Annotated in this window: 22 protein-coding genes; 4 read left to right on the top strand and 18 right to left on the bottom strand. The window is 63.9% G+C overall.

From position 1 onward, the window contains the following. Nucleotides 1-12: 12 nt before the first annotated feature. The 11 genes from SMD31_RS07770 to ubiE form a co-directional block, all read right to left on the bottom strand. Nucleotides 13-468, bottom strand: a complete 456-nt coding sequence (locus SMD31_RS07770) for an RrF2 family transcriptional regulator (RefSeq protein ID WP_320500240.1) — start codon at nucleotides 466-468, stop codon at nucleotides 13-15. A gap of 33 nt (nucleotides 469-501) precedes the next feature. Continuing rightward, nucleotides 502-966 (bottom strand): dUTP diphosphatase, encoded by a 465-nt coding sequence (gene dut / locus SMD31_RS07765; RefSeq protein ID WP_320500239.1) that lies wholly within the window; start codon nucleotides 964-966, stop codon nucleotides 502-504. Further along, nucleotides 963-2,171, bottom strand: a complete 1,209-nt coding sequence (coaBC, locus tag SMD31_RS07760; RefSeq protein ID WP_320500238.1) for a bifunctional phosphopantothenoylcysteine decarboxylase/phosphopantothenate--cysteine ligase CoaBC — start codon at nucleotides 2,169-2,171, stop codon at nucleotides 963-965. The genes dut and coaBC overlap by 4 nt, the downstream gene beginning before the upstream one ends. Before the next feature lie 120 nt (nucleotides 2,172-2,291). Continuing rightward, a complete protein-coding gene (locus SMD31_RS07755) occupies nucleotides 2,292-4,562 on the bottom strand; it encodes a cadherin domain-containing protein (RefSeq protein WP_320500237.1) in 2,271 nt (756 codons plus the stop codon). Between the two features lie 144 nt (nucleotides 4,563-4,706). After that, nucleotides 4,707-6,395, bottom strand: a complete 1,689-nt coding sequence (locus SMD31_RS07750) for a DUF4166 domain-containing protein (RefSeq protein ID WP_320500236.1) — start codon at nucleotides 6,393-6,395, stop codon at nucleotides 4,707-4,709. Continuing rightward, complete coding sequence (locus tag SMD31_RS07745; protein ID WP_320500235.1) at nucleotides 6,392-6,850, bottom strand: thiol-disulfide oxidoreductase DCC family protein; 459 nt, start codon at nucleotides 6,848-6,850, stop codon at nucleotides 6,392-6,394. The genes SMD31_RS07750 and SMD31_RS07745 overlap by 4 nt, the downstream gene beginning before the upstream one ends. A gap of 36 nt (nucleotides 6,851-6,886) precedes the next feature. Then, on the bottom strand, nucleotides 6,887-7,324 hold the full coding sequence (locus SMD31_RS07740) for a YqaA family protein (RefSeq protein ID WP_320500234.1): 438 nt from the start codon (nucleotides 7,322-7,324) through the stop codon (nucleotides 6,887-6,889). A gap of 72 nt (nucleotides 7,325-7,396) precedes the next feature. Then, on the bottom strand, nucleotides 7,397-7,753 hold the full coding sequence (locus SMD31_RS07735) for a hypothetical protein (protein WP_320500233.1): 357 nt from the start codon (nucleotides 7,751-7,753) through the stop codon (nucleotides 7,397-7,399). Nucleotides 7,754-7,860: 107 nt separating this feature from the next. Beyond that, nucleotides 7,861-8,562, bottom strand: coding sequence for an HAD family hydrolase (locus tag SMD31_RS07730; protein ID WP_320500232.1), 702 nt, complete (start codon nucleotides 8,560-8,562; stop codon nucleotides 7,861-7,863). Next, nucleotides 8,511-10,064, bottom strand: coding sequence for a 2-polyprenylphenol 6-hydroxylase (gene ubiB / locus SMD31_RS07725; RefSeq protein ID WP_320500231.1), 1,554 nt, complete (start codon nucleotides 10,062-10,064; stop codon nucleotides 8,511-8,513). The genes SMD31_RS07730 and ubiB overlap by 52 nt, the downstream gene beginning before the upstream one ends. Then, nucleotides 10,065-10,841, bottom strand: a complete 777-nt coding sequence (ubiE, locus tag SMD31_RS07720; protein WP_320500230.1) for a bifunctional demethylmenaquinone methyltransferase/2-methoxy-6-polyprenyl-1,4-benzoquinol methylase UbiE — start codon at nucleotides 10,839-10,841, stop codon at nucleotides 10,065-10,067. A gap of 108 nt (nucleotides 10,842-10,949) precedes the next feature. Here ubiE and mutM point away from each other — a divergent pair, with 108 nt between their 5' ends. The 3 genes from mutM to SMD31_RS07705 all read left to right on the top strand — a co-directional run bounded on the left by mutM (nucleotide 10,950) and on the right by SMD31_RS07705 (nucleotide 13,941). Then, nucleotides 10,950-11,774, top strand: coding sequence for a bifunctional DNA-formamidopyrimidine glycosylase/DNA-(apurinic or apyrimidinic site) lyase (gene mutM, locus SMD31_RS07715; protein WP_320500229.1), 825 nt, complete (start codon nucleotides 10,950-10,952; stop codon nucleotides 11,772-11,774). A 314-nt stretch (nucleotides 11,775-12,088) separates the two neighbouring features. After that, on the top strand, nucleotides 12,089-12,904 hold the full coding sequence (locus SMD31_RS07710; protein WP_320500228.1) for a UDP-2,3-diacylglucosamine diphosphatase: 816 nt from the start codon (nucleotides 12,089-12,091) through the stop codon (nucleotides 12,902-12,904). Beyond that, nucleotides 12,901-13,941 (top strand): glycosyltransferase family 4 protein, encoded by a 1,041-nt coding sequence (locus SMD31_RS07705; RefSeq protein ID WP_320500227.1) that lies wholly within the window; start codon nucleotides 12,901-12,903, stop codon nucleotides 13,939-13,941. The genes SMD31_RS07710 and SMD31_RS07705 overlap by 4 nt, the downstream gene beginning before the upstream one ends. Here SMD31_RS07705 and SMD31_RS07700 read toward each other — a convergent pair. Continuing rightward, entirely contained in the window at nucleotides 13,938-15,146 is a 1,209-nt protein-coding gene (locus SMD31_RS07700; RefSeq protein WP_320500226.1) for an acetate/propionate family kinase, read from the bottom strand. The genes SMD31_RS07705 and SMD31_RS07700 overlap by 4 nt on opposite strands. Nucleotides 15,147-15,293: 147 nt before the next feature. Between SMD31_RS07700 and SMD31_RS07695 the strand changes: the two genes are divergently transcribed. Beyond that, nucleotides 15,294-16,529: a CCA tRNA nucleotidyltransferase gene (locus SMD31_RS07695; protein ID WP_320500225.1), complete on the top strand. Its 1,236-nt coding sequence runs from the start codon at nucleotides 15,294-15,296 to the stop codon at nucleotides 16,527-16,529. A gap of 90 nt (nucleotides 16,530-16,619) precedes the next feature. On the opposite strand, the gene SMD31_RS07690 is transcribed toward SMD31_RS07695, so the two are convergent. From SMD31_RS07690 to SMD31_RS07665, 6 genes are all read right to left on the bottom strand, one after another. Next, the gene (locus tag SMD31_RS07690; protein WP_320500224.1) at nucleotides 16,620-17,420 is read right to left on the bottom strand and encodes a metallophosphoesterase family protein; all 801 of its coding nucleotides are present in this window, start codon (nucleotides 17,418-17,420) and stop codon (nucleotides 16,620-16,622) included. A gap of 131 nt (nucleotides 17,421-17,551) precedes the next feature. Further along, on the bottom strand, nucleotides 17,552-18,514 hold the full coding sequence (locus SMD31_RS07685; protein WP_320500223.1) for a calcium-binding protein: 963 nt from the start codon (nucleotides 18,512-18,514) through the stop codon (nucleotides 17,552-17,554). A gap of 296 nt (nucleotides 18,515-18,810) precedes the next feature. Continuing rightward, entirely contained in the window at nucleotides 18,811-19,371 is a 561-nt protein-coding gene (locus tag SMD31_RS07680; protein ID WP_320500222.1) for a CarD family transcriptional regulator, read from the bottom strand. Nucleotides 19,372-20,027: 656 nt separating this feature from the next. Then, a complete protein-coding gene (gene fdxA, locus SMD31_RS07675; protein ID WP_320500221.1) occupies nucleotides 20,028-20,363 on the bottom strand; it encodes a ferredoxin FdxA in 336 nt (111 codons plus the stop codon). A 126-nt stretch (nucleotides 20,364-20,489) separates the two neighbouring features. After that, a complete protein-coding gene (locus SMD31_RS07670; RefSeq protein ID WP_320500220.1) occupies nucleotides 20,490-20,885 on the bottom strand; it encodes an RNA-binding S4 domain-containing protein in 396 nt (131 codons plus the stop codon). Further along, nucleotides 20,882-23,467, bottom strand: coding sequence for a helicase-related protein (locus tag SMD31_RS07665; protein ID WP_320500219.1), 2,586 nt, complete (start codon nucleotides 23,465-23,467; stop codon nucleotides 20,882-20,884). The genes SMD31_RS07670 and SMD31_RS07665 overlap by 4 nt, the downstream gene beginning before the upstream one ends. Between the last annotated feature and the right edge of the window lie 244 nt (nucleotides 23,468-23,711).

Here is a 23,711-nt window from a genome sequence, read left to right as displayed (position 1 = left end):
GTTTGTTGGGTATCAGATGCTGAAATCGAGACGCTGCAGCGCGTCGGTCTGGATGCCGGCGGCCTGCGCCTTCTGGCAGAGATCTTCCAGCGTCACGTCATCGAGCTTGGAGAGCATTTCCTGCTGCAGTTCGCGCCAGACCGGTCGCACGATCTCCAGCGCCACGCGCGAACCCGAGGCCGTCTGCACAGGGTCGGGCGAACCTTCGAACTGCCGCACGGCGCGCACGATCTCGCCCAGATTGATGCGGCGCTTCTCGCGCGCCAGCAGATAGCCGCCTTTGGGGCCGCGATGGCCGGCCAGGATGCCGGAGCGCACCAGATGCTGCAGCACCTGTTCCAGATAGCGCCGCGGGATCCCCTGGCGCGTCGAGATATCGCCCGATTGCACCGGCTGCGAGCCACCGTAATAGGCGATGTCGAGCACGGCCTCGATGGCGAACAGCAATCGCTTGGATGGATGGAGCACGAAAGCTTCCCCGTCTCTGTTTGAACGTCTCTGTTATGAACCCTTCGCGGCAACACCCGTCGAGCCGAAGCCGCCGGCACCGCGCGATGTTGTTGGCAAAGCCGCGACCTCGTCCCAGGCAAGCCGCTCCACCCGCGCCAGCAGCAGCTGCGCGATGCGGTCGCCGCGCTGCAGGGTTACGGGCGTGTCCGACAGATTGACCAGGATGACGCCGATCTCGCCGCGGTAATCGGCATCGATCGTGCCTGGCGCATTGAGCACGGTGACGCCCTGTTTCAAGGCAAGGCCCGAACGGGGACGCACCTGCGCTTCATAACCCGCGGGCAAGGCGATGCTGATGCCAGTTGGAATCAGCGCGCGGCCCAGGGGCTGCAGCGTGACCGGAGCCGCAAGGGCTGCAACCAGATCGAGGCCGGCTGCCTGGTCGGTCGCATAGGCCGGCAGCGGCAGATCGGCGCCATGCGGCAAGCGGGTCACGGCAACGCGCACGGCGCTCATTTGCTCTTGTCCTTCAGGGTTGCCGCAATGCGCGCCACCAGGCGCTGGGCGAGATCGGTCTTGGCCAGGCGCGGCCATTCTTCGGCGCCATCGGCGGTGATGAGATGGACCTTGTTGTCGCTGCCGCCGAAGGTTCCGGTCTCGGCCGAGACATCATTGGCGAGAATCCAGTCGCTGTTCTTCTTCTGGCGCTTGGCGGTCGCGTATTCCACGACCTTCTCCGTTTCGGCGGCAAAGCCGATGACGAGTCTCGGCCGCTTTGGTCCGGGCGCTGCGATCGTCGCCAGGATGTCCGGATTGGTGGCAAGGTCGATGCGGGGTGGTTCGCCACCGTCGCGCTTCTTCATCTTTTGCGCGGCCTCGGCGGCGGGGCGCCAATCGGCCACCGCCGCGGCAGCGACGAAGATGTCGGCCGGCAGGGCTTTCTGCACGGCGGCCAGCATCTCGGCAGCACTTTCAATGCGGACCGTCTTGCACCCCGTCGGGTCGGCCAAGGCCGTAGGCCCCGCCACCAGCGTCACCTCGGCACCGGCGGCGGCGAGCGCCAACGCAATGGCATGGCCCTGCTTGCCGGAGGAGCGGTTGCCGATGAAGCGCACGGGGTCAATCGCTTCGTAGGTAGGTCCGGATGTGACCAGCGCTTTCAGCCCTTTGAGCGGCCCATCGCTTAAGATGCGCAAGGCGGCGTTGACGATGTCGAGCGGCTCGGCCAAGCGCCCGTCGCCCACTTCGCCGCAGGCGAGATCGCCAGCACCTGGGCCGACGGTGGCAACGCCGCGCGCCCGCAGGGTCGCGACATTGGCCTGCACCGCCGGGTTCAGCCACATCACCGCATTCATGGAAGGGGCAATCAGGACTGGCCGGTCATTGGCAAGGAGCGCGGTCGAGGCAAGGTCGTCGGCAAGGCCGTGGGCCATCTTGGCGATGAGGTCGGCCGTGGCCGGCGCCACCAGCACCAGATCGGCCTCCCGCACCAGGCGGATATGGCCCATCTCGGCTTCGTCGGTGAGGGAGAAAAGCTCGGTATAGGCCTTGGAGCCAGCGAGCGAGGCGACCGAGAGCGGCGTTACGAATTCGGCCCCACCCCTGGTCAGGATGACACGGAAATCGAGCCCACGCTCGCGCCCACGCCGGATGACATCCAGCGCCTTATAGGCGGCGATCCCGCCCGCGATGATGAGAAGAACCCGTTTTCCGGCGCCCACGGCCCCAAATCCACTGCAAGGTTATTCCACAGTAAGCCATAGTATTTACTGTTTGCAGTGGAGAAATTCAAGGCGGGGACGGCCCCAAGCCGCCCCCGCCCGCTCTAAAGTCTCGCGCCGTCAGAACACGAAAACGTCGTCCGCGCTGAGTTCCTGCGGCATGTTGGAGAGCGTCGCCACCAATTGGGCGTCGTCATGGGCGCCACCCGTGGCGTCGTAATAGAGGTTACCGGTCGCCTTGTCGTAAAGAACATGCGTATCGGCCGTGGCGGTGCCGCTCCAGCTGCCGAAATTCGCTGCCGACAGCTTGCCGATGGCCAGCGTGTCGAAGACCGCGTGATCGAGGCGGATCGTGTCACCGGGCACCGAGAAATCGCGGATGAAGTCGGCATTGGCGGCGGAGGGCGTCTGGTCGAAGACGAAGCTGTCATTCCCCGCACCGCCATACATGATATCCGTGCCTTTGCCGCCGCTGATGGTGTCGTTGCCATCCTCGCCATAGAGGTAGTCGTTGCCATCACCGCCATTGAGCTGGTCGCTGCTGACGCCGCCATAAAGCTTGTCGTTGCCGGTGCCGCCATAGAGCGTGTCACAGAGATTGTCGCCATAGAGCGTGTCGTTGCCGGCACCGCCATTGAGGACATCATTGCCATCCCAGCCATGCAGGCTGTCGGCGCCGGTGCCACCCGTGATGGTGTTGGCCAGCGAATTGCCGGCACCGGTGAAGCCGCTGGTGCCGGTATAGGTCAGGTTCTCGACATGCGAAGTGAGGGTATAGCTGGTGAGGCTGGTCTTCACCGTGTCGATGCCGGAATCGACCGTTTCCGTCACCACATCGCCCTTGTTGTCGACGGTATAGGTGTCGTCGCCGGCAAAGCCTTTCAGCGTGTCGGCGCCGGTGGTGCCCTTCATCAGATCGTTGCCGGCGGTGCCGTTGCCGCCTTCGATCATGTCGCGGACCGAGATGGTGAAGGTTTCGCTGTGGGCGAGGCCACCGTTATCGGTGGTGGTGATGGTGAGGTCGTGATGAGTGGTGGTCTCGAAATCGAGCGATGCACCGGCCTTCACATGGATTTCGTTGCCGACGATCTCGAAATAATCGGCATGGGCGCCGCTCAAGGTGAAGGTATGGGTGTCGGCGGCATCCGGATCGATCGCCGTGAGCGTCGCCACCACCGTGCCGGCCGCCGCATTCTCATCTACCACACCACCGCTCAAGGTAATGCCGGTGGGTGCTGCGTTGCTGGGGGTGACGACCTGCTCGATGACCGAGCCGTTGAGCAGCCAGATCAGGTTTTCATAACCGGTCGGAATGGTGGTGTCGACCAGCGTCAACGTGGCGCCGCCCTTGGAGAGGTCGAACAAGGTTTGCGGGGTGAGGCCGTCGCTGAAGTGGAAGTTTTCCAGCGTCGCGGTGGCGCCGGCGCCCAGCCAGACATGGGCCGTCCCCGCATTGCCGCCGGCGTGGGTCGGGTTGAGGCTGATGCTGTCCTGCAAGGTAATCGAGTCGCTCCACAGGCGGAACGAGCGGTTGTTCTCTTCCGCGACCGCATTCACCAGCACCGTGTCGCTTGATTTCAGATCATAGCCGGCATCGGTATTGCCGCGTGCCACCGTATTCTCGAAGCGAATGTTGTAGGTGTTGCCCTCCGTCGTGAAGCCGTCGCCGTTCCAATAGCTGTTGGCGGCACCCACCGCCTTGCTGTTCGACACCTCGACATCGCGCAGGATGATGTCATGGGCCGTGCCTTCGATCAGCACGCCGGAAATATAGGGGTCGGTGGTGGCGACATTGCCGTCGGCTGTGACGCCCTCAATCAGGATGTCGTGGCTGTTATAGCCGATATGGATCGCATTCTTGGAATAGCCGGCGATATCGACATCGCTAATGGTGAGACCGCTGACGCTGGCCGACGTGTTGGTACCCGAAACCAGCGTATCAACGAAGCGATAGACGTTGGTGGCATCGACATGATCGATGGTCAGGTTGGAAATATCGGCGCCGATGCGGAAGGCGCCGTTGCCGACATTGCTGATGTCGAGATCCTGGAAATGGAGATTGTTGGCGCCGCCCAGCAGGCGGAACAGTTCCGAACCCTCGCTTTGGCCCGTCGACCAGTTCTCCGGCCGCGTGCCGCTGATATCGGCATCCATCGCATTGCCGGCGCTGTCGACGCCGCGAATCGTGACCGGGTGGCCGTCCGTGCCGCCGGTCGTGATCGAGATCTGCCCCGTGGGGTTGTAGCTGCCCTGATCGGCGATGAGCCGCACCTCGCCATCCGGACCCGCCTGGCCGATGAATTTCGACAGGCTGGTGAGCGTGCCGGCATTTTCCGGGGAAGACCCGTCCATGAGACCGGAACCGGTGGGCGAGATATAGCGGACAGCCATGAGCGCTTTTCCCTGTCTGGGGCAGGCGACCGGCCCATCCGGTTGCACTGCGTCATGACAAGAAAATGCGCCTGCAAGTCTTAACGAAATCTAATCGTGAATCAAAATTCGTATTTTATATCAATGAGTTATAAGGCTTTCGCGCTAAATGTCTGCGGCATTTGATGTAGCCTGTAGCGGCAGTAAAAATCCCCGATACCGCACGACCAGCGGACCCCAGGGCAGGGCAATCTCGACGTCGAAGGTGAAACGCCCCTCTGCCACGCGCTCCTGCGCCCGCACGACCGGGGCGAGGCTTCGGGGCAGCGGCAATCCGATTAAGCGCCAGCCGCGGATATGCATGTCGAGTCCATCTGCCGCGCCATCGAGGTCGAAATCGAAGGTGAAGGGCCAGAAGGTCTCGGTGAGGATGGGCCGCCCGTCCTTGATGCGCGACGACAGGCGGCTGCCAAAACGATGACCGCCGAAATCCCGTCGCCAACTCTCGGCACCGGGACGGATATCGAAGGTAACGGCGACGGGGATATCCGATCGGACCGGCGGGAAGCGGAACAGGTATCCAACCAAGCGTGCCAGCGGATGATTGCCGCGGCTGACGCTGCCCCGCCCGACCACTTGCGTCGACGCCGGGTGGCTGTGCATCGCCTGCACCTCGGGCGGCATCGCTGCAAAGGCTGCACCCATCACCTGTGCATATAAAGGCTCCGGCAGCACGCCGTGCCGCGTCTCGGTGAAAAGATGGAAGCGCTGCGGAAGATCGGTGAAATCGGCGAGTTGCAGTACATCGCTTGCGGTAAAGGCGCCGGCCGGCATGTCGCCCCGCAGCAACTTCCCTGCGGCGATCACCGCGGCAAAGCTCGGGACCCAGGGGCCATGGCCACCCTCGGCGATCAGTGTCCAGATGGCTTGCCTCGCCGTGCCGGTCTTATCGCGTCCGATAACAGTGACCGACATCGCCGACCGGTCGGTGCCGAGCCGGCGGAAAAGCCGCTGCAGCCGTGTGAGGAACGGACTGAGCGCGCTCAAATCACGAATAAGGCGCCAGCGCACGGCAAAGCTCAGCAGCCACAATGCCAGATTCTGGATAGCCAGTTCGGCACCGGCGCGAAAGGTCACGTTGGCAAGTGTGGGATAACGGCGGGGCAGCAGGTCCAGATCCGGCACGTCGCACAATCCCACCCAGCGATTTTGGATGCTGGTTCGGCCCGTGACCTCGAACGATTTTCGCACCAGTTCCTGCCAGCCATAGCCTTGCCGCCAGGTGCCGCTTTTCTGCAAGCCGATCGGCTTGCCGACATAGCTGAGGATCGCCTGTGTCACATTGGGTCCTGCCGTCGCCCGGTTGCTGGCGGAAAGCGCGATATCAATGGCGTCGATGGTCTCAAGCTCCCGTGCCAGTTCCGCCACGACCGCCATGCTCAGCCCCGGCACGCTGCTGGCCCCGCTGATGACGGTAACCTCTGCATCGCGCGCGGCATCCTTCAGCGCCCCGATGTCGGCCACAAAGCGGCGGCTGTCGGCCAGATCAACATAGTGAATGCCACGGGCGATGCAGGCCCGGGGCACCGCATAGGGTTGCACATCGTCGAATTGGAAGGGGCCGGCCGCATCGATCACCAGCCAGGGCTGGATCACGCCAAGCTGGGCGGCGACGTCCTTCACGCGATCAAAAGGCTGGAAGCGGGCCTTGTCCCCCAGTTCTGTCAGCAAGGCTGCGGCGCGCGCCGGGTTACGCCCGCCGACAAGGATGTGGCAGTCATCGCGCGCAGCCAGCAGGCGCACCACGCGCGCGCCGAAGGTGCCGGCGCCGCCGATGACCAGAATCTTTCTCATACGCTCAAGAACCGGTCGGCAAGGGCTGGGTCCGGCACGGCGCAATAGGCGTGCTGCCCGAACCAGCGATAGCGGTTCGCGGCAATGACGTCATAAAGGCCGTCGCGCCAGGAGCGCGGGAGGGCGCGCAACACCCGCAACAAGCGCCACAGGCCGCCGAAACGACTGATGATCCCGATGGCCGCCTCGCTGCGCAAGAAAAGCTGGCCATCGGCGATCAGCAGGTTGCTTTCCCAGTTTTCGGGATCGAGGCCGTAATGGCGATAGAGCGCTGTGCCCAGCGCCGATTGCGCCGGGGCGAAGCGGAACTGCCCTTGCGGATCGTGCCGCAGAACGAAGCGCACGAAGCCCGAACACAGGGCGCAGACACCGTCGAATATGACGAGCGGCCGGTCATCGGGAAAGGACGGAACGGCGGGATCGTCGCGATAGCTGTAGGCCGGCGCTGTCAGCATGGCCCCGTTTTAGCATGCACCAGCAGGCCACGCCAATCAGGCGGCGGCAGCCAGCGTTGCCCAAGCGAGCACGCCGTAGCGCGCCGCCTTGCCGATGAGGATGAGGATCAGGCTGGGCAGGAAGCGCGCGCGCAACACGCCAGCCGCCAAGGTGATCGGATCGCCGATGATCGGCAGCCAGGACAGCAGCAGCAGCGGATAGCCGTATTTCTGAAAGAGCCGGCTCGCTTGGGCGAGATGCTTGGCGCTGACCGGAAACCATGTGCGATCCTGCCAATGCAGCAGGAAGCGCCCCAGCACCCAATTGGCGATGCCACCCAGCGTGTTGCCGGCCGTGGCGACGATCATCAGCACCGGCCAATCCTGCGGTGATTGCAGCAGCAAGGTCGCGAACGCCACCTCGGAAAAGCCCGGCAGGATCGTGGCCGCGCCAAAGGCGGTGAGGAAGAGTGTCAGATAGGCGAGGTGGGTCATGGTCGGGTGGACTATAGCTGCGACCAAAACCGGTGGGAAAGACCCGCTTCCCACCGGTGCGTCAGCGACGGATCAGAAATTGTTGGGATTGCCGGGCACAATCGTACCGCTCCCGCCAGACTTGCCGTCCTTCAGCCATTTCACCTGGTCGCCGGAAATTTCAACCGACCAGCAATCCTTCGGCGTGCCGTCATATTCAAAGCACATGGTGTCGCCCTCGATCGTCCACTTGCCGGCGTAATCCTTGCCCTTGATCACGCCGTCTGCCTGGTAGAATTCGGCATAGGGGCCGCTTGAATCCATGTTGCCCTGCACGCTGTTGCCGCCGATCGCGGCTTTGATGGCATCCCCCGTCGCTGGGGCCGCATTGGCGGTGCCGATGGCCATCATGGCGACGGCGGCGGCGAGGCAGAATTTGCGCATGATCATGGTCGGTTCCTTCCCTGCGGTTATCGTTTGGTGGCTCTCAGATACGAGATCGGCGGTGGCTTGGATCGTTGTCAAACGAGGCGGTCTCGCGGAACAGCAGCCGCCAGTCACGCGAAACGGGCGAGGGTCGCCAAGAGATCCGCCGGGCGCTGGCACAAATCATCGGCACCCGCGGCAAGCAGCTCGGCTTCATCGCCATAGCCATAGAGCACGCCGATACTGCGCAACCCGTTCTTGCGCGCACCGATGATGTCGTGCTCGCGGTCGCCGATCATGATGGCGCGGACGGGATCGACGCCATGGCTGGCCAGGACATGGGCGATGACCTCGCCCTTGTCGGAGCGCGTGCCATCGAGTTCGGCACCTTCCACGGCGATGAAATAGGGATCGAGGCCGAAATGCGCAACGATGGGTCGCGCAAAGACATGGGCCTTCGATGTAGCAACGAAAAGCCGGATCCCCTCGCCCTGCAGCGTGGCAAGGGTCGTATCGATGCCGGGAAACATCTCATTCTCGAACATGCCGCCGGCCGCGTAGCGCTCGCGGTAGAGCCTGACGCCCTCGACCGCGTTGTCCGGCCCCAGCAGGCGCTCGAAGCTGCGCTGGATCGGCGGGCCGATGCACCAGGTGAGATCGTCCACCGGATCATGAACGACCCCAAGCTTATCGAGCGCGTAGCGGATCGAGGTGGTGATGCCGACCTTGGGGTCGGTCAGCGTGCCGTCGAGATCGAAAAGAACGGTATCGAAGCCGGCCATCAGCGGAACAACAGGGCCGCCGTCAGCACGGCGATGATCAGCCACAGCCACCAGTTCGATCCCTGCCGGTTGATGACGCGCAGGGCTTCCGGGTCGAGCTTCAATCCACCATCAGCGAGATGGCTCACCAGCCGGTCGACATTCTTGAGGACGCCTGGCCCGCGCTCGATCACGTCGAGGAAATCGGTGACGCCCTGCTCGATGCGGGCGCGGGGCCCGCGGTTTTCGATCATCCATTCTTCAATGAGCGGCCGGGCGAGGGTCCAGATGTTGAGCGTCGGGTTCAACTGGCGCGACACGCCTTCGGCCATCAGCATGTTCTTCTGCAGCAGCAGCAATTGCGGCTGCACTTCCATATCGAAGGTCTCTGCGATGGCGAAAAGCTGGCCCAGCATGCGGGCAAAGCTGATCTCATGCAGGGGCCTGCCCTGGATCGGCTCGCCGATCGAGCGCAGGGCCAGCGCAAATTCATCGATCGACTGCGTCTGTGGCAGATAGCCCGCCTCGATATGCATCTTGGCGACGCGGATATAGTCCCGCTCCAGGAAGCCCAGCAGCATGTCGGCCAGATAGAACCGGGTCTTCTTTTCCAGCCGGCCCATGATGCCGAAATCGACCACCTGGATGGCGCCGTCATAGCCGACGCTCATATTGCCGGGATGCTGGTCGCCATGGAAATAGCCGTCGCGGAACGCCTGGTTGAAGAAGATGTTGGCGGCCTTGGTGAGGACGTCGTCGACATCAAGGCCGGCCGCACGCATGGCCGGGCCGTCATCCATCGGGATGCCGGTCATGCGCTCTTGCGTCATGATGCGCTTGGCGGTGCGTGCCCAATCGATTGCCGGCACGCGGTAGGTGGGATCGCCTGCGAAGTTATCGTGGAGTTCCGAAGCCGATGCAGCTTCCAGGCGCAGATCCATTTCGATGCGTACGGTGGCGGCGAAGGTGCGCACCACCTCGACCGGCTTCAGGCGCCGCAGTTTCGGCTGCGTGCGCTCGATGATCTCGGCGATCCACAGCAGCAATTCGATATCGGCCTGGAAGGCCTCCTCGATGCCCGGGCGTAACACCTTCACCGCCACCGGCCGGCCATCGGGCGCGTCGTATTCCGGCGTCGTGATGGCGAAATGCACCTGGCTGATCGAGGCTGCCGAAACCGGCTCGTCATCGAAGCTGGAAAAGAGGCTGGCAATCGGCGCACCCAATTCCGCCTCGATGCGCGATTTGGCGGCGAAGGAGGAGAAGGCCGGCAACTGGTCCTGCAATTTCGCAAGATCCGCCGCCACCTGCTCGCCCAGGAGATCGGAACGGGTGGAGAGCACCTGGCCGAGCTTAATGAAGGCCGGGCCCAATTCGGAGAGGGCTGCAGCCAGGCGCTCGCCCGGCCGCTTGCCGTCGACCTCGCGGCCGAACAGCACGCGGGCGAAGAACAGCAGCACGGGGGTAAGGCCGGCATTGGAGAGGGCCGATTCGAAGGGTGTCAGCGCACCATGGCGCGCAAAGACCCGGGCGATGTCGAACAGGCGATAGATTGAACGCAGCGATCGGAACATCTAGACGCGCCAGCCCGAATGAATGGCGGCGATCCCGCCCGTGAGATTGCGATAGGAAACGTTCTGGAACCCGGCCTTCGCCATCATGCCGGCCAGATTGTCCTGGGTCGGGAATTTGCGGATCGATTCCACCAAATACTGATAGGAATCGCGGTCCTTGGCGACCACTTCACCCAGCCAGGGCAGCAGCTTGAACGAATAGACGTCATAGAGCTTGGCCAGCGCCGGCAAGGCCACATGACTGAATTCCAGGCACAGGAACCGCCCGCCCGGCCGCAACACCCGATAAGCTTCCTCAAGCGCCCGCTGCTGGCGCCCGACATTGCGCAAGCCAAACGCGATCGTATAGCTGTCGAACTTCATGTCCTCGAAGGGCAGATCCTCGGCATTGCCGCTGACCCAATCGAGGCCGGTGAGGATGCCCTTGTCGATCGCGCGGTCGCGGCCGACTTCCAGCATGGCCGGGGTAAGGTCGCAGACCGTCACATGGGCGGATGGTTGCCGCTCCAGGAGGCGAAAGGCGATGTCACCGGTGCCGCCCGCCACATCCAGGCTGTTCCAGTTGGCGCGCGGATTCAGCCAATCCAGCATCGCGGCCTTCCACAGGCGGTGGATGCCGCCCGACATCAGATCGTTCATCAGATCGTATTTGCCGGCGACCGAGGAAAAAACCCCCTGCACCAGATGCGCCTTGTCCCTGGCCGCGACTTCGCGGAAGCCGAACCAGGTGGTCTCGGCGCTGTTGTCCTTGGGGGCGTGGGAGGTCTCGACAGGCATCTAAATCTTTCCTCTTTTGCCGGGACTTTAGCCGTTGCGGCGCGGGGATGCCAGCGTTGTAAGATCAACAACTTGACGACTTCCCTGCGGCCCATTACCGCTAGTCACATGCCCGAATTACCTGAAGTCGAAACGGTCTGCCGTGGTCTTGCCCTGAAGCTTTTGGGGCGGCGCCTTGCCGCCGTCGAGCAGCGCCGGCCAAACCTGCGCTTTCCCTTTCCGGAAGGGTTCGCGGCGCGCCTCACCGGCCGGCGCATCGATGCCATCCGCCGGCGCGCCAAATACATCGTCATCGACCTTGATGACGGCACCATCCTGCTGGTCCATCTCGGCATGTCCGGCTCGATGGTGGTCAATGAGAGACGCCCGACGCTGCTCGACCGGCATGATCACGTCGTCTTCGATATCGACGATGGCACCTGCGTCCGCTTCAACGATGCGCGCCGCTTCGGCCTCATGGATCTGGTGGCGGCGGATGCCTTTGAGGAACACAAGCTCATCAGGGGCCTGGGGTTGGAGCCGCTCTCCGACGCCTTCGACGGACCGGCCTTGGCGGCCATGCTGAAGGGCAAGAAGACCTCGGTGAAGCTTGCCATCATGGACCAGCGCCTGGTGGTAGGGGTCGGCAACATCTATGCCTCCGAAGCCCTGTTCCGCGCCGGCATCAGCCCCAAGCGCCGCGCCGGCACGATCACCGGCGAGCGCGCCGTCAAACTCGCTGCCGCGATCAAGAAGGTGCTCACCGAAGCGATCAAGGCCGGCGGTTCCTCCTTGCGTGATTACGTCCAGGCCAATGGCGAACTCGGCTATTTCCAGCATCGCTGGAAAGTCTATGACCGCGAAGGCGAAGCCTGCCGGAAATGCGGCGGCCCGGTAAAGCGCATCACCCAAGGCGGCCGCTCGACCTTCTATTGTCCGGCGGATCAGAAGTAAGCCCCCTCTCCCCGACCCTCCCCCACAGCCGACGAATGTCGGCATTCGCCGACTGTGGGGGGAACTCTATCCAGCCTGAACGCTGGCATCACAGCGAGCTCAGTGGAACGCCCTCCCCCCAACGTGGGGGAGGGCCGGGGAGAGGGGGGCGGTTCGACCGGGTTCGATGACACATCCGCGTCACTCCCGTGACGCCCCCATGAAATCATTCACAGATTCGCCCTGGCGCCTCCCGCGTCATCATCCTGCAATCGCTTCATCGCTATTGAGCGGCCAACTGAACGAGGCTTCTCGAGTCGAGTCAAAGGCAGCAGATGAACGCGATGTCCCAGATGAGCCATGAGACCGCACGCTACCGCGCGATCTTCATCTCCGACGTCCATTTGGGCACGCGCGGCTGCAAGGCCGCATACCTGCTCGACTTTCTGCGCGCCAATGAAGCGGACTATGTCTACCTCATTGGCGACGTCATCGATTGCTGGCGCCTATCCAAGGGCTGGTTCTGGCCGCAAAGCCATAACGACGTGGTGCAGAAGCTGCTCCGCAAGGCGCGCAAGGGCACCCAGGTCATCTATGTGCCCGGCAATCATGACGAACCCTTGCGCGACTATGACGACCACGCCTTCGGCGATGTCATGGTGATGAACGAGGCTGTGCACGAAACCGCCGACGGCAAGCGCCTGCTCATCATCCATGGCGATGCCTTCGACGGCATCGTGCGTTATGCGCCCTGGCTCGCCAAACTGGGTGATTCCGCTTACACGATGGCGCTGACGCTCAATCACTGGTTCAACCGGGCGCGTATCGCCTTCGGCTATCCCTATTGGTCGCTCTCGGCCTGGCTGAAATCGCGCGTCAAGGACGCCGTCAAATTCATCGGCGATTTCGAGAACACGGTTGCGGCGGAAGCCAAGCGCCGCGGCTTCGACGGTGTCGTCTGTGGCCATATCCACCAGGCGGCCTTGAAAGAGATCGACGGTGTCATCTACGCCAATGACGGCGATTGGGTGGAAAGCTGCACGGCGCTGGTCGAGCATCGCGACGGAAGGCTCGAGATCATCCACTGGGCGCAGCAGAACCAGCTTTCCATGCTGCCGGTGAAGAAGCTCGAAGCGGTGCCCAGCCTGTGAGCGCCTCGCTCAACATCGCTATCGTGACCGATGCCTGGGCACCCCAGACCAATGGCGTCGTGCGCACCATCGGCCGCACCATGGACGAACTGACCGCGGCCGGCCACCGACCGACCATCCTGTCGCCACAGAGCTTCCGCTCGGTCGCGTGTCCCACCTATCCTGAAATTCGCCTGGCGGTTTTTCCCTATCGGCGCCTCGCCGCGCGGCTCGACGCATTGGCGCCCAATGCCATCCATATCGCCACCGAAGGGCCGCTGGGGATTGCCGCGCGCCGCTATTGCATCCGACGCGGTCTCCCTTTCACGACAGCCTATCACACGCGTTTCCCGGAATATGTGGCGGCCCGTTTCGGCCTGCCCGTCCGGCTGACCTATGCCTGGCTCCGCTATTTCCATTCGGCGGCCCAGGCCACTATGGTGGCGACGCCGTCGATCGAAGCGGATCTCCGCGCCCGTGGCTTCCAACGCATCAAGCGCTGGTCGCGCGGTGTCGATACCAGGCAGTTCCGACCGCGCCCACAGACAAACGCGGCACCGCCCTTTGCCGACCTGCCAAGGCCCGTCCATCTCTATGTCGGGCGCCTCGCCGTCGAGAAGAACATCGAGGCCTTCCTGGCGCTCGACCTGCCGGGATCGCAGGTCGTCGTGGGTGACGGGCCGCAGCATGCCGATCTCAAGGCGCGTTTTCCCAAGGCGGTCTTCCTGGGGCAGAAAGTCGGCGAGGATCTGGCGCAGCTTTACGCTGCCGCCGATGTCTTCGTCTTCCCCAGCCTCACCGACACATTCGGCCTGGTGATCCTCGAAGCCCTGGCCTCCGGCGTGCCGGTCGCGGCCTTCCCGGTGGCAGGGCCAAAGGACATTCTGCAGGAAGGCGTCTCCGGCGCCCTCGACCGCGATCTCGGTCGCGCCATCGCGCGCGCCCTCAAGATCCCGCGGAAGCAATGCCGCAATGAGGCGGAGCGCTTCTCCTGGCGCGCCGCCACCGAGCAGTTCCTCTCCAACCTCGTCCTGATCCCGGTCCGGCTCTTTACCTAAAGCGCCAGCACGCGCCGCGTATGGCGGGCGATCATCAGCTCTTCGTCGGTCGGGATCATCAGCACGCGCGGACCCGTGGCTGACTTGCTGAGATCGGTCCGGCGCGCCGCATTGGCATCGGCGTCCAGGCTCAACCCCAGCCAGCTGGACGCCGCGACGATGCGAGCGCGGAGATCGGCCCCGTTCTCGCCGATGCCGGCGGTGAAGACCAGGGCATCGATACCCTGCAGGACCGCCGCCAGCGCACCGATTTCCTTGGCGATGCGATAGACGAAATGGTCGAGGGCAAGGCGCGCCTGCGGTTCGGTGCTGGCTTCGAGCACGCGCACATCGTTGCTGATGCCGGACATGCCTTTGAGGCCGCATTGGTGATAGAGGAATTTTTCCAGCGCCGCCGCATCCATGCCCTTTTCCCGCATCAGGTACAGCACAACACCAGGATCGATGGCGCCGGGGCGCGTGCCCATCGGGATGCCGTCAAGCGCCGTAAAGCTCATCGTGCTGTCGACACTGCGCCCGTCCTGCATCGCGCAGAGCGAGCAGCCATTGCCGAGATGGGCGACGATGACGCGGCCCCTGGCGATGGCGGGCGCGACCTCGGTCAGCTTCTCGGCAATGAATTCATAGGAAATGCCGTGGAAGCCATAGCGCCGCACACCTTCCAGGTAGAGCGCCTCGGGGATGGCGAAACGCTCCGCCACTTCCGCATGGCCGCGATGAAAAGCGGTATCGAAACAGGCGATCTGCGGCAGGTCCGGCCGTCGCTGTCGCCAGGCGAGAATGGGCGCGAGGTTCTTGGGCTGGTGCAGGGGGGCGAGATGGGTGAGGGCGGTGATGCGTGCCAGCACCGCGTCGTCGATCTGCGCCGCAGCGCTGAAATCGGCGCCGCCATGAACGACGCGGTGACCGATGGCGCCGATCGGGCCGCCGATCAGCCTGGCTGCATCGTCGCTCTGTAGCCAATCGCCCACGATGCCTTCGCCGGCCTCGACGCTGGGAGCCGCTGCCTGGCTGAGATTGTCGTTGCGCAAGGTCGCACCCGCGCCGTCCTTGATGAGCAGGCGCGGCTGGCTGCCGATCCCCTCCAGCAGGCCCGAGACGCGCCGCTCCAGATTGTCCCCGGCCCCGACCACGCCTTCTGTCGCAAAGGCCTGGAACTTGATGCTGGACGAGCCGGCATTGATGGCAAGGATGACGCGATTCATGGTGGGGCGATCCTAGTCCATGTCCGACCACCTCTGGCAAGGGCCAATGGGCGGGTGCGCGCCGGGCCAGGAAAGAGGCCAGAGGGGCGGCCGGTTGAGGCAACTCGGCCTATCCGCCCCGACGGCCCTTCGGCTAGGATGCGGGCCATGCGAATCACGACCCTTCCCGACCTTGCCGATTGGCGCCGCAGCTGGCCGCAGGCAACGGCCGCCGCCAAGGTGCTCGATGCCCTGGCGGCTGCGGGCGGCGAGGGGCGGTTCGTCGGTGGTTGCGTGCGCGATGCGCTGCTGGGGCGCGGGATTCGCGACATCGACATCGCCACCAATCTTGCCCCGGAAAAGGTCATCGCGGCGCTGGCCGCGGCGTCGCTGAAATCCGTGCCGACCGGCATCAAGCACGGCACCGTGACGGCGATTGCCGACCATGTCGGCTTCGAGGTAACGACCCTGCGCCACGATGTCGAAACCGATGGGCGGCATGCGACCGTCGCTTTCACGGACGATTGGCAGCAGGATGCGGCGCGCCGCGACCTCACCATGAATGCGCTGTTCTGCGATGCCGCCGGCAACATCCACGATTATTTCGGGGGCCTCGCCGATCTGAAGGCCGGCCATGTGCGTTTCGTCGGTGATCCGGCGCAGCGCATGGACGAGGATTACCTGCGCATCCTGCGCTTCTTCCGCTTCCATGCCGATTACGCAGCTGGCGATTTCGACGCGGCGGCGATTGCTGCGGCGACGCAGCGCCGGCACGAGCTGAAGCGCCTTTCCGGCGAAAGGCTGCGCCAGGAGACGCTGAAGCTGCTCACCGCGCGGCGCGGCGTCGCGGTCTGGGGTGAGATGCTGGGCCGCGATTTTGCCGGCGCCTATCTGCCCTGGGCCACCACGCAGGACCGCCTGGTCAAAGTGGCAGCCCTCGAGACGCGTTTGAAGCTTGCCCCCGATGCCGTCCGCCGTCTCGCAGCACTCACCCTCACCGGCAGCGGCAATGACATCGCCGAGACGCTGAAGCTTTCCAATGCCGATCGTGATCGCCTGCTCAGTGCCAGCGACGCCCGGCCGGTCTTCGATGTCGCCGGCGATGCGGCGGTCCGACGCCAGGTCTACGCCCTTGGCAATGACCGGGCGCGCGACCGCATTCTTCTCGATTGGGAACCGGGTGCCGATGACGGCCAATGGCACCGGGCCTTCGACATTGTCGAAAGCTGGCCGCGCCCGGCATTCCCGCTTGCCGGCCGCGATCTCATCAAGCTAGGGATCGCCGCCGGGCCTGAACTTGGCGCCAAGCTCGCGGAGTTGGAAAATTGGTGGGTCGCTGGTGATTTTGCGGGCGATGCCGCTGCCTGCCTCGCCGAGGCGAAGCGGCGTCTTAGCAAAAACTAACCGTCATGCCCGGGCTTGACCCGGGCATCCACTCCCTCAATCGCACCTGTGGATCCCCGGGTCTTCGCCCGGGGATGACGAGGGAGAACGCTACGCCTCAACCAGGTCCAACAACTCGCCCTTGGGGTCGAGGAGCGCCGCCACGGCCTTGCCGCCATAGCCGCAACCGCCATCGAGAGTCATGGTGAAGGCGCTCATGGCGGGGCCGCCATGCTGGCGGTCATAACCGCGGATGACCTTGAGGAACTGGCCGTAAGGGTGATCCATGTTGCCAAAGGCGCTGCCGCCCCACCACAGGCTGTCGCCCTGCGCCGAGAGCGGACGTTCGGGGTCGATCCCGGCATGGACGAACAGCAACCCCAGATCATCGGTATAGGCGGCGCGGCGGATGGCGGACATCAAGGCCGCGTGGCCCGGCCGCGCCTGCTGGGCGGCGCGCAGCGAGTTGGTCCAGCGCGTAATCGCCAGCGCCCCTTCGCGGCAATGGATGATGCCCTCCGCCGGGTCACCGCCATAGGCCGTGATGGTCGGGCCGACGCCCTGCTGCAACAGCCAAGGCAGCACCTCGCGCGGGTTGGGCGCGAATTGCAGCTGCAGCAGCTTCATCCACATTTCTTCCTGCTGGCCGCGCAGGAAAACGATGTCCTCGGGGAACATGCAGCGCCGCGCCAGGATCTGGCGGCGGAAGGTGATCATCTCGTCGAGGGTACCGGCAACGTCCGGCCCGCGCCCCAGGAAGCCGCCCAGATAGACGATGCGGTCCATCGGGTCGAACTGTTCGTCGATATAGGCGTGCAGCGCGCGCAGGCGCGGCATGTCGCCATGAACGGGAGAGATCGCCCAGATGCGGCTAGGCTTCTTCAGAATGGCGAATTTCTCTCGTTCTTGCATGGGCACTGATGTTTGCGCGACTCGGAACCTCTCGCCGGATCATAGCATGTGCGACAAAACGATGACGCCCCGGCCAGCTTGTTTGGGTCAAGCCGGCCGGGGCGTCGCGTCGGTGCTGATAAAAGTCCGGTTCAGTTGACCACGGTGTAGTCGATATTGAACCCGGCATTCTGCAGATCCTGGATCGACGCCCAGCCCTGGTTGTGGACGCCGTCCAGTTCGACCGTGCTGGAACCGAAGGTGATCATCACGTCGCCATCAGCGCTGGTGCCGACACCGACATTGGGCGAACCGTTGCCATAGGGGTCGAGCAAGTCGAGTGCGTCCTGGAGCGGGTCGAAATCGGTGATGATGTCATGGCCGTTCGCCACGTCGACCTGCCAGTGGAAGGTATCGGCGCCCGAACCACCCGTCACAACGTCCTTGTAGTTGCCGGCACCGGCATGGATGTGGTCGTCGCCATTGCCGCCATCGATGATGTTGGCGCCTGTGCCGCCGAACAGATAGTCGTTGCCGTCCTCGCCGTAAATCGTGTCATTGCCGGCACCGCCCCAGAGATTGTCGTTGCCGTCGCCGCCCTTCATCAGATTGGCGTCGTCGCTGCCGTCGATATCGTCGTCGAAATCGGAGCCGATGAAATCCTCGATGCCGCTGACATTGTCATTGCCGCCGAAGTTTCCATCGCTCATGTCGATATAGATGCCGTGAGTCGATTTCGAATAATCGACCGTGTCATGGCCGGCGCCGCCGACCAGGGTGTCGTAGCCGGCACCGCCATCGAAATAGTCGTCGCCGTCGCCGCCCAGCAGCGTGTCGTTCCCGTCACCGCCGAACAATTTGTCGTTGCCAGTGCCGCCATCCAGCTTGTCATTGCCGGTGCCACCGTCCAAAAGGTCGTTGCCTGCATAACCGTTCAGCGTGTCGTTGCCGCCATTGCCATAGATCGCATTGGCATGGGACTCGCCATCCAGCACGTTGGAGGCATCGCTGCCCTGGGTGGTGCTGTAATACTGCTGGCGATAGACCTGCCCGAAATTGAGCGCGCTATCCAGTGTGTTGAGGTTCGTCAGGCGCTTGGTCGGATCTTCGAGCATCGTCGTTTCCTCAGGCTAGTTCGGTTGCTGCGGGATCGCATTGACCGGTAGTCGTGAGGAAAGCGCGGATGGTTCGCTTAAGGGCGCCACTCTGTGATCTGGCGCACCCGCTTGCCGGGGCAAATGACAGAAATGCTCGGGTTCTTTTGAAATGCAGCCCGGAAGGGGAAGGGCGGGGCTATGAGAACACCCCCGACGGATGGACCGGAAGGGGATCCGGGGACCATCCGTCGTTAGCGGTCGATGCCGCTCGGGGAGCCTCTCTGAGGAGAGAGCTGGTGTGCGAAGGTGGCGCCTTACGCCGCCTTCATGACCTGGTGCAGGCGCTCGGTCGCGGCCTGTTCGTCCATGCCTTCGATGGCGGCAAGTTCGCGGACCAAGCGGTCGAGGGCGGCCTGATAAATCTGCCGTTCGCTGTAGGACTGGTCCGGCTGGTCGGCATTGCGGTGCAGGTCGCGCACCACTTCGGCGATCGAAACCGGGTCGCCGGAATTGATCTTGGCTTCGTATTCCTGGGCCCGGCGCGACCACATGGCGCGCTTCACGCGCGACCGACCTTTAAGGGTCTGGAGGGCGGTTTCCATCACCTTCTTGCTGGACAGCTTGCGCAGGCCCGAATTCTTGGCCTTGGCGACGGGGACGCGCAGCGTCATGCGGTCCTTGTCGAACAGAATGATGATGACCTGCAGCGCGTGGCCCGAGATTTCCTGGCTTTCGATGCCCATGACCTTGCCCACGCCATGGGTCGGGTAGACGACGAAGTCACCCTTCTTGAAGCCCAGATCCTTGTCCTTGGCGACAACCGGCTTCTTCGCAATGATTTTCTCGACAGCTTTCTCGACCACAGTCAGCTCCATTTCATCCGATCACGTCACATCACAAATCCGGTCTCGAACCCCAGGACCCCGTGCGGGGACCGCTCAAGGGGCGAAATGGGATCACTTACCGTGCCCGTCCCAACAGGAACGAGGTCGCACTTCCCGGAAAACAACCTCAAATCATGAGGAAGTTGCTCCACAAACCTCGCCTGCCAGGGCTCTCATTTATCTCACTCCAGATCCTGGAGTGCCGCCGCTGGCTTTCCCCGCTTTAGGTCCTTCTGGCGGGACCCGAAACCGTCGCAATTCCTGACTCAAAGCCGCAACAAACCTTTCCCGGCTCCATGGAGATTCCGAGTCTGGTCCGATATTAACTTTTAGGCTTGGGCGGGACTGAAAAGATTAATCTTTCCAATGGATTCCGCCCCAACGACCTTCCCCATTTTTATAGCAAAAATCGGGCTCGAATTCAAGGAAAGGCAGTCATGCGCTGGACGCAGTGACATTAACCACCGGGTGTAGCGCTCTGGCTCAGGTGGCCATCAAAATATGGATTCACCAGCGCGACATGACGTCGCGTTAGGACAAATAACCCAAGAACAAACATGGAATTCGGATTCTAAGCCCGCATTCGGCTCACGACCAGCACAGGAATTTGCCGATCTTAATGCTTTCCCGCTGTCAGGCGCCGCGCCTTAAGACTTTCCGGGCGCCGGGTCGAAATGCTTCTCGAACTTGTCGGCCACACCCTTCCACTGATCGGCATCGGCCGGGGATTCGCCCTTGCGGGTGATGTTGGGCCAGATCTGGGCGTATTGCCGGTTCATTTCCAGCCATTTTTCCGCCTCGGGCTCGGAATCGGGCAGGATGGCATCGGCCGGGCATTCCGGTTCGCAAACGCCGCAATCGATGCACTCATCCGGGTGGATGACCAGGGTATTGGCGCCAACATAGAAGCAATCGACCGGGCAGACTTCGACACAGTCCATATACTTGCACTTGATGCATGCCTCGGTAACGACATAGGCCATGGCGACTGCTCCTGATGGCGTAAATGTTTCTTCCGCTTTCGGGCTAGCTACCATAGGCCGAGGGAAGGGTGCAACTGGCCCTACCCGCGCAGACAGCCGGTAGGGTTTTTTTAAAGGCCCGTGGTGCTAATCGGTCTCATCCTCATTCATCAGGTGGTCGAGGGCCCGGCGCTCGCGCTTGGTGGGGCGGCCGCTGCCGGCTTCCCGCTGCGGCGGCGCACCGTCCGGCGCCGCCTTGGCCCCCTTTTCACGGGGTGGCGGCGGCGACAGGTCTTCATAAAGGGTCTGCGCCTCTGGCGCCGGGCCGCGCCTGGTGCCCGGGTCGAGCACCTTGATGACGCGGATATGTGGCCCCAGCGGAAAGGTCAGCACGTCGCCGGCCTTCACCTGTTGATGTGCCTTGGCGATGAGCTGCCCGTTGAGGCGCAGCCTGCCGCTGGCAGCGAGCGTGGTGGCGAGCGACCGGCTTTTCAGGAACCGGGCGAACCACAGCCACTTGTCGATGCGCTGCGTCTCGCTCATGTCGCATCCGGCTTCTGCGGCGCGTTCGCTGTCGGCGCACGATGGCGGCGACGGCGCCGCTTGGCTGGCCGCGCCGCCGGCACGTCCTTGGCGATGAGGCGGTCGTGCAAACCGGCCAGTGCCGCGAAGGGCGAGTTGGGATCGATCTTGGGTTCAGGTCGCGGTGGTTTTGGCGCCGTGTTTGGCTTGCCGCGCTTGGGCCGCGCCGGTGCGCGCACGCCCCCTGGCAACGTCGCCCGCACGCCCAGCTGGCGCATGGTCTGGCCGAGTTCTTCTGGCGTCATGTTGAATTTCTCGGCATTGGCGGCGTCGGCGGAGAGCGACTTCGCCTGGGCCGCCTCGCGCAATGTGAGTGCCAGCCGTTCCAATTCGCCAAAGGCATAGCTTCTGCCGGCCACCACGCGTTTGCCGCCGGCCATCTGCCAGGCTTCAAGGCCCGTGGCGTCGAGGCGCGCCGGATCGGGCTTGCCCTCGGCATCAACCGCCAGGCGCTGCCACAGAGAGGCAAGGAGGCCAAGGAGCCGCCGCTGCCGCCGGTCCTCCAGCCGCGCCATCCAGATGGTGACGGCGCCGATGCGGACGCCGAGTGCGGCCAGCGCCTTGCGGTCCTCGCTGCTGAGCGCGCCGAGCTGCCCCCGCACCGCCTCGCGGTTGAGCGCGCCAAGGCCCTCGCCCAATTGGTAGACCAGCCCGCGCGCCGCCGGTTCGAGCTTGGCGCCCTGCGCCATGAAAATAGGCCGCAGACGATGGCGCAGCAGGCGGTCCAGCCAATGCCGCAAGCGCTGCTCGATCGCTTGGCGCTGGCGACCGTCGATGAGGTCGATCGATTTCAGCTCGATCATCGGCCGCAACGGCTGGTCGCCGCGGATGAGGCGGGCAAGCGGCGTCTCGCGCCAGGTGATGGCGCCGACGGCATCCAGTTTGAAATCGCCATCGGGCGAAGCGACGAGATCGGTGACGCGCTGGCGCAGCGCCGGGCCCAGCACGCGTCTCGCCGCGGCCAGCAACGGCCGCGCGTCTTCGGCATTCGCGTCAACGGCCGGGAAGAAGTCGAGGCCTTTCAGCTGCCCGACCTCATGGCCCTCGACCGTGACGCTGCCATCTTCGCCGAAGACGGCGTCAAGCTTGGTCCCATCCGTCATGCGGCGGTGAAGGGCGGCATGGCGCCGGTCGACGAAGCGCTGGGTGAGGGCCTCATGCAGCGCGTCTGACAGCCGGTCCTCGATCTCCTGGGCGCGGCCCTGCCAATGCGGCGCGTCGCTCAGCCATTCGCTGCGTTGCGCGATATAGGACCAGGTGCGGATATGGGCGATGCGCTGCGTCAGGTGATCAATGTCGCCATCGACGCGGTCGAGGCGGCTCATCTGGTCGGCGATCCAATCCGTGGGGATGCGGCCGATGGCGATGCCGCCGGTCGCGAGATGCCGAAAGATCTGCGCCACAAGCCGCAGATGCGCATCGGTCATCAGTTTCCTGAAATCGGGGATCTGGCACACCTCCCACAGCAGGGCGACGCGGCCCTTGCCCTGGGTGAGGGCGCGGATCTCATCGTCACGGGCGAGGGCCGCCAGCGATTGGTGGTCGATCGCCTCCTGCTGGCGCACCAGCCCCGGATGCGGCGGTCGCGCGTCGAGGCTCTTCAAGAGCCCGTCGATGCTGCGGAAGTCGAGATCGGCATTGCGCCACATCAGGAAGTGGATGGGATCGACGCGGTGGTTCTCGACCGCCTCGATGAGATCGGGGTCCATTGGCCCGACATCGGCCGTTGTGCCAAAGGTACCATCGGTCATGTGCCGCCCGGCACGACCCGCGATCTGCCCGATCTCGGCCCGCGACAGAGCGCGTAAAGATCGGCCGTCGAACTTCTTCAAGGCGGCGAAGGCGACATGCCCCACATTCATGTTGAGGCCCATGCCGATGGCGTCCGTCGCCACCAGGTAATCGACCTCGCCCGCCTGGTAAAGATCGACCTGGGCGTTGCGCGTCCGTGGCGACAAGGCGCCCATGACGATGGCGGTGCCACCCCGTTGCCGCCGAATGAGGTCGGCGATGGCGTAGACGTCAGCTGCCGAGAAGGCGACCACGGCCGAACGCGGCGGCAGGCGGGTGATCTTCTTGGTGCCGGCATAGGAAAGGGTCGAGAAGCGCGGCCGGTTGACGATCTCGATCCCCGGCGCCAGCAGCTTGACCCAGGGGGTGGCGGCATCCGAGCCCATGAACATGGTCTCGTCCATCCCCCGCGCGCGCATGAGGCGGTCGGTGAAGATATGCCCACGTTCGGTATCGGCCGCCAATTGGATCTCGTCGACGGCGATGAAGGCCACGGGGCGATCGAGCGGCATGGATTCGACGGTGCAGAAGAAATAGCGCGCCCCCCGTGGGACGATCTTCTCTTCGCCCGTCACCAAGGCGCAGGCTTCGACGCCCACCGATTTCACAGCCCGGTCGTAATTCTCGCGCGCCAGCAATCGCAGGGGAAAGCCGATCATCCCCGAGCGATGGCCCAGCAGCCGTTCCATGGCCATATAGGTCTTGCCGGTATTGGTAGGCCCAAGGACTGCAGTAAGGCGTTGTGCGCTCATGATCCAACCAGAATTGGCCAGGGACGGGGCGGATTGCAAGGGCGCTCAAAGAACTCCGATATGCCAGGAAATGACTCTCCTCCCTCTCCCCTCGCGGGAGAGGGTCGGGGTGAGGGGGTGCCGGCGCCGAATCCGCTCAATCGACCCCCTCACCCTATCCCTCTCCCGCGAGGGGAGAGGGGATGAGTGTGTCTGGCAGTAATCGCGGGCTTGCCCATTTGACCTTGCCCCCGATCGGTCTTAG

It is taken from the genome of Dongia rigui, assembly GCF_034044635.1.
GTDB classification, from domain to species: domain Bacteria; phylum Pseudomonadota; class Alphaproteobacteria; order Dongiales; family Dongiaceae; genus Dongia; species Dongia rigui.
The sequence above is the reverse complement of the archived record's forward strand: the minus strand, read 5'-3'. Positions and strand labels throughout refer to the sequence as shown.

Coding starts and splice junctions, on each gene's coding strand:
- dut (WP_320500239.1), bottom strand. CDS start 966: ATGAGCGCCGTGCGCGTTGCCGTGACCCGCTTGCCGCATGGCGCCGAT.
- SMD31_RS07755 (WP_320500237.1), bottom strand. CDS start 4,562: ATGGCTGTCCGCTATATCTCGCCCACCGGTTCCGGTCTCATGGACGGG.
- SMD31_RS07750 (WP_320500236.1), bottom strand. CDS start 6,395: ATGAGAAAGATTCTGGTCATCGGCGGCGCCGGCACCTTCGGCGCGCGC.
- SMD31_RS07745 (WP_320500235.1), bottom strand. CDS start 6,850: ATGCTGACAGCGCCGGCCTACAGCTATCGCGACGATCCCGCCGTTCCG.
- SMD31_RS07740 (WP_320500234.1), bottom strand. CDS start 7,324: ATGACCCACCTCGCCTATCTGACACTCTTCCTCACCGCCTTTGGCGCG.
- SMD31_RS07735 (WP_320500233.1), bottom strand. CDS start 7,753: ATGATCATGCGCAAATTCTGCCTCGCCGCCGCCGTCGCCATGATGGCC.
- ubiB (WP_320500231.1), bottom strand. CDS start 10,064: ATGTTCCGATCGCTGCGTTCAATCTATCGCCTGTTCGACATCGCCCGG.
- ubiE (WP_320500230.1), bottom strand. CDS start 10,841: ATGCCTGTCGAGACCTCCCACGCCCCCAAGGACAACAGCGCCGAGACC.
- mutM (WP_320500229.1), top strand. CDS start 10,950: ATGCCCGAATTACCTGAAGTCGAAACGGTCTGCCGTGGTCTTGCCCTG.
- SMD31_RS07710 (WP_320500228.1), top strand. CDS start 12,089: ATGAACGCGATGTCCCAGATGAGCCATGAGACCGCACGCTACCGCGCG.
- SMD31_RS07700 (WP_320500226.1), bottom strand. CDS start 15,146: ATGAATCGCGTCATCCTTGCCATCAATGCCGGCTCGTCCAGCATCAAG.
- SMD31_RS07695 (WP_320500225.1), top strand. CDS start 15,294: ATGCGAATCACGACCCTTCCCGACCTTGCCGATTGGCGCCGCAGCTGG.
- SMD31_RS07690 (WP_320500224.1), bottom strand. CDS start 17,420: ATGCAAGAACGAGAGAAATTCGCCATTCTGAAGAAGCCTAGCCGCATC.
- SMD31_RS07685 (WP_320500223.1), bottom strand. CDS start 18,514: ATGCTCGAAGATCCGACCAAGCGCCTGACGAACCTCAACACACTGGAT.
- SMD31_RS07680 (WP_320500222.1), bottom strand. CDS start 19,371: ATGGAGCTGACTGTGGTCGAGAAAGCTGTCGAGAAAATCATTGCGAAG.
- fdxA (WP_320500221.1), bottom strand. CDS start 20,363: ATGGCCTATGTCGTTACCGAGGCATGCATCAAGTGCAAGTATATGGAC.
- SMD31_RS07670 (WP_320500220.1), bottom strand. CDS start 20,885: ATGAGCGAGACGCAGCGCATCGACAAGTGGCTGTGGTTCGCCCGGTTC.
- SMD31_RS07665 (WP_320500219.1), bottom strand. CDS start 23,467: ATGAGCGCACAACGCCTTACTGCAGTCCTTGGGCCTACCAATACCGGC.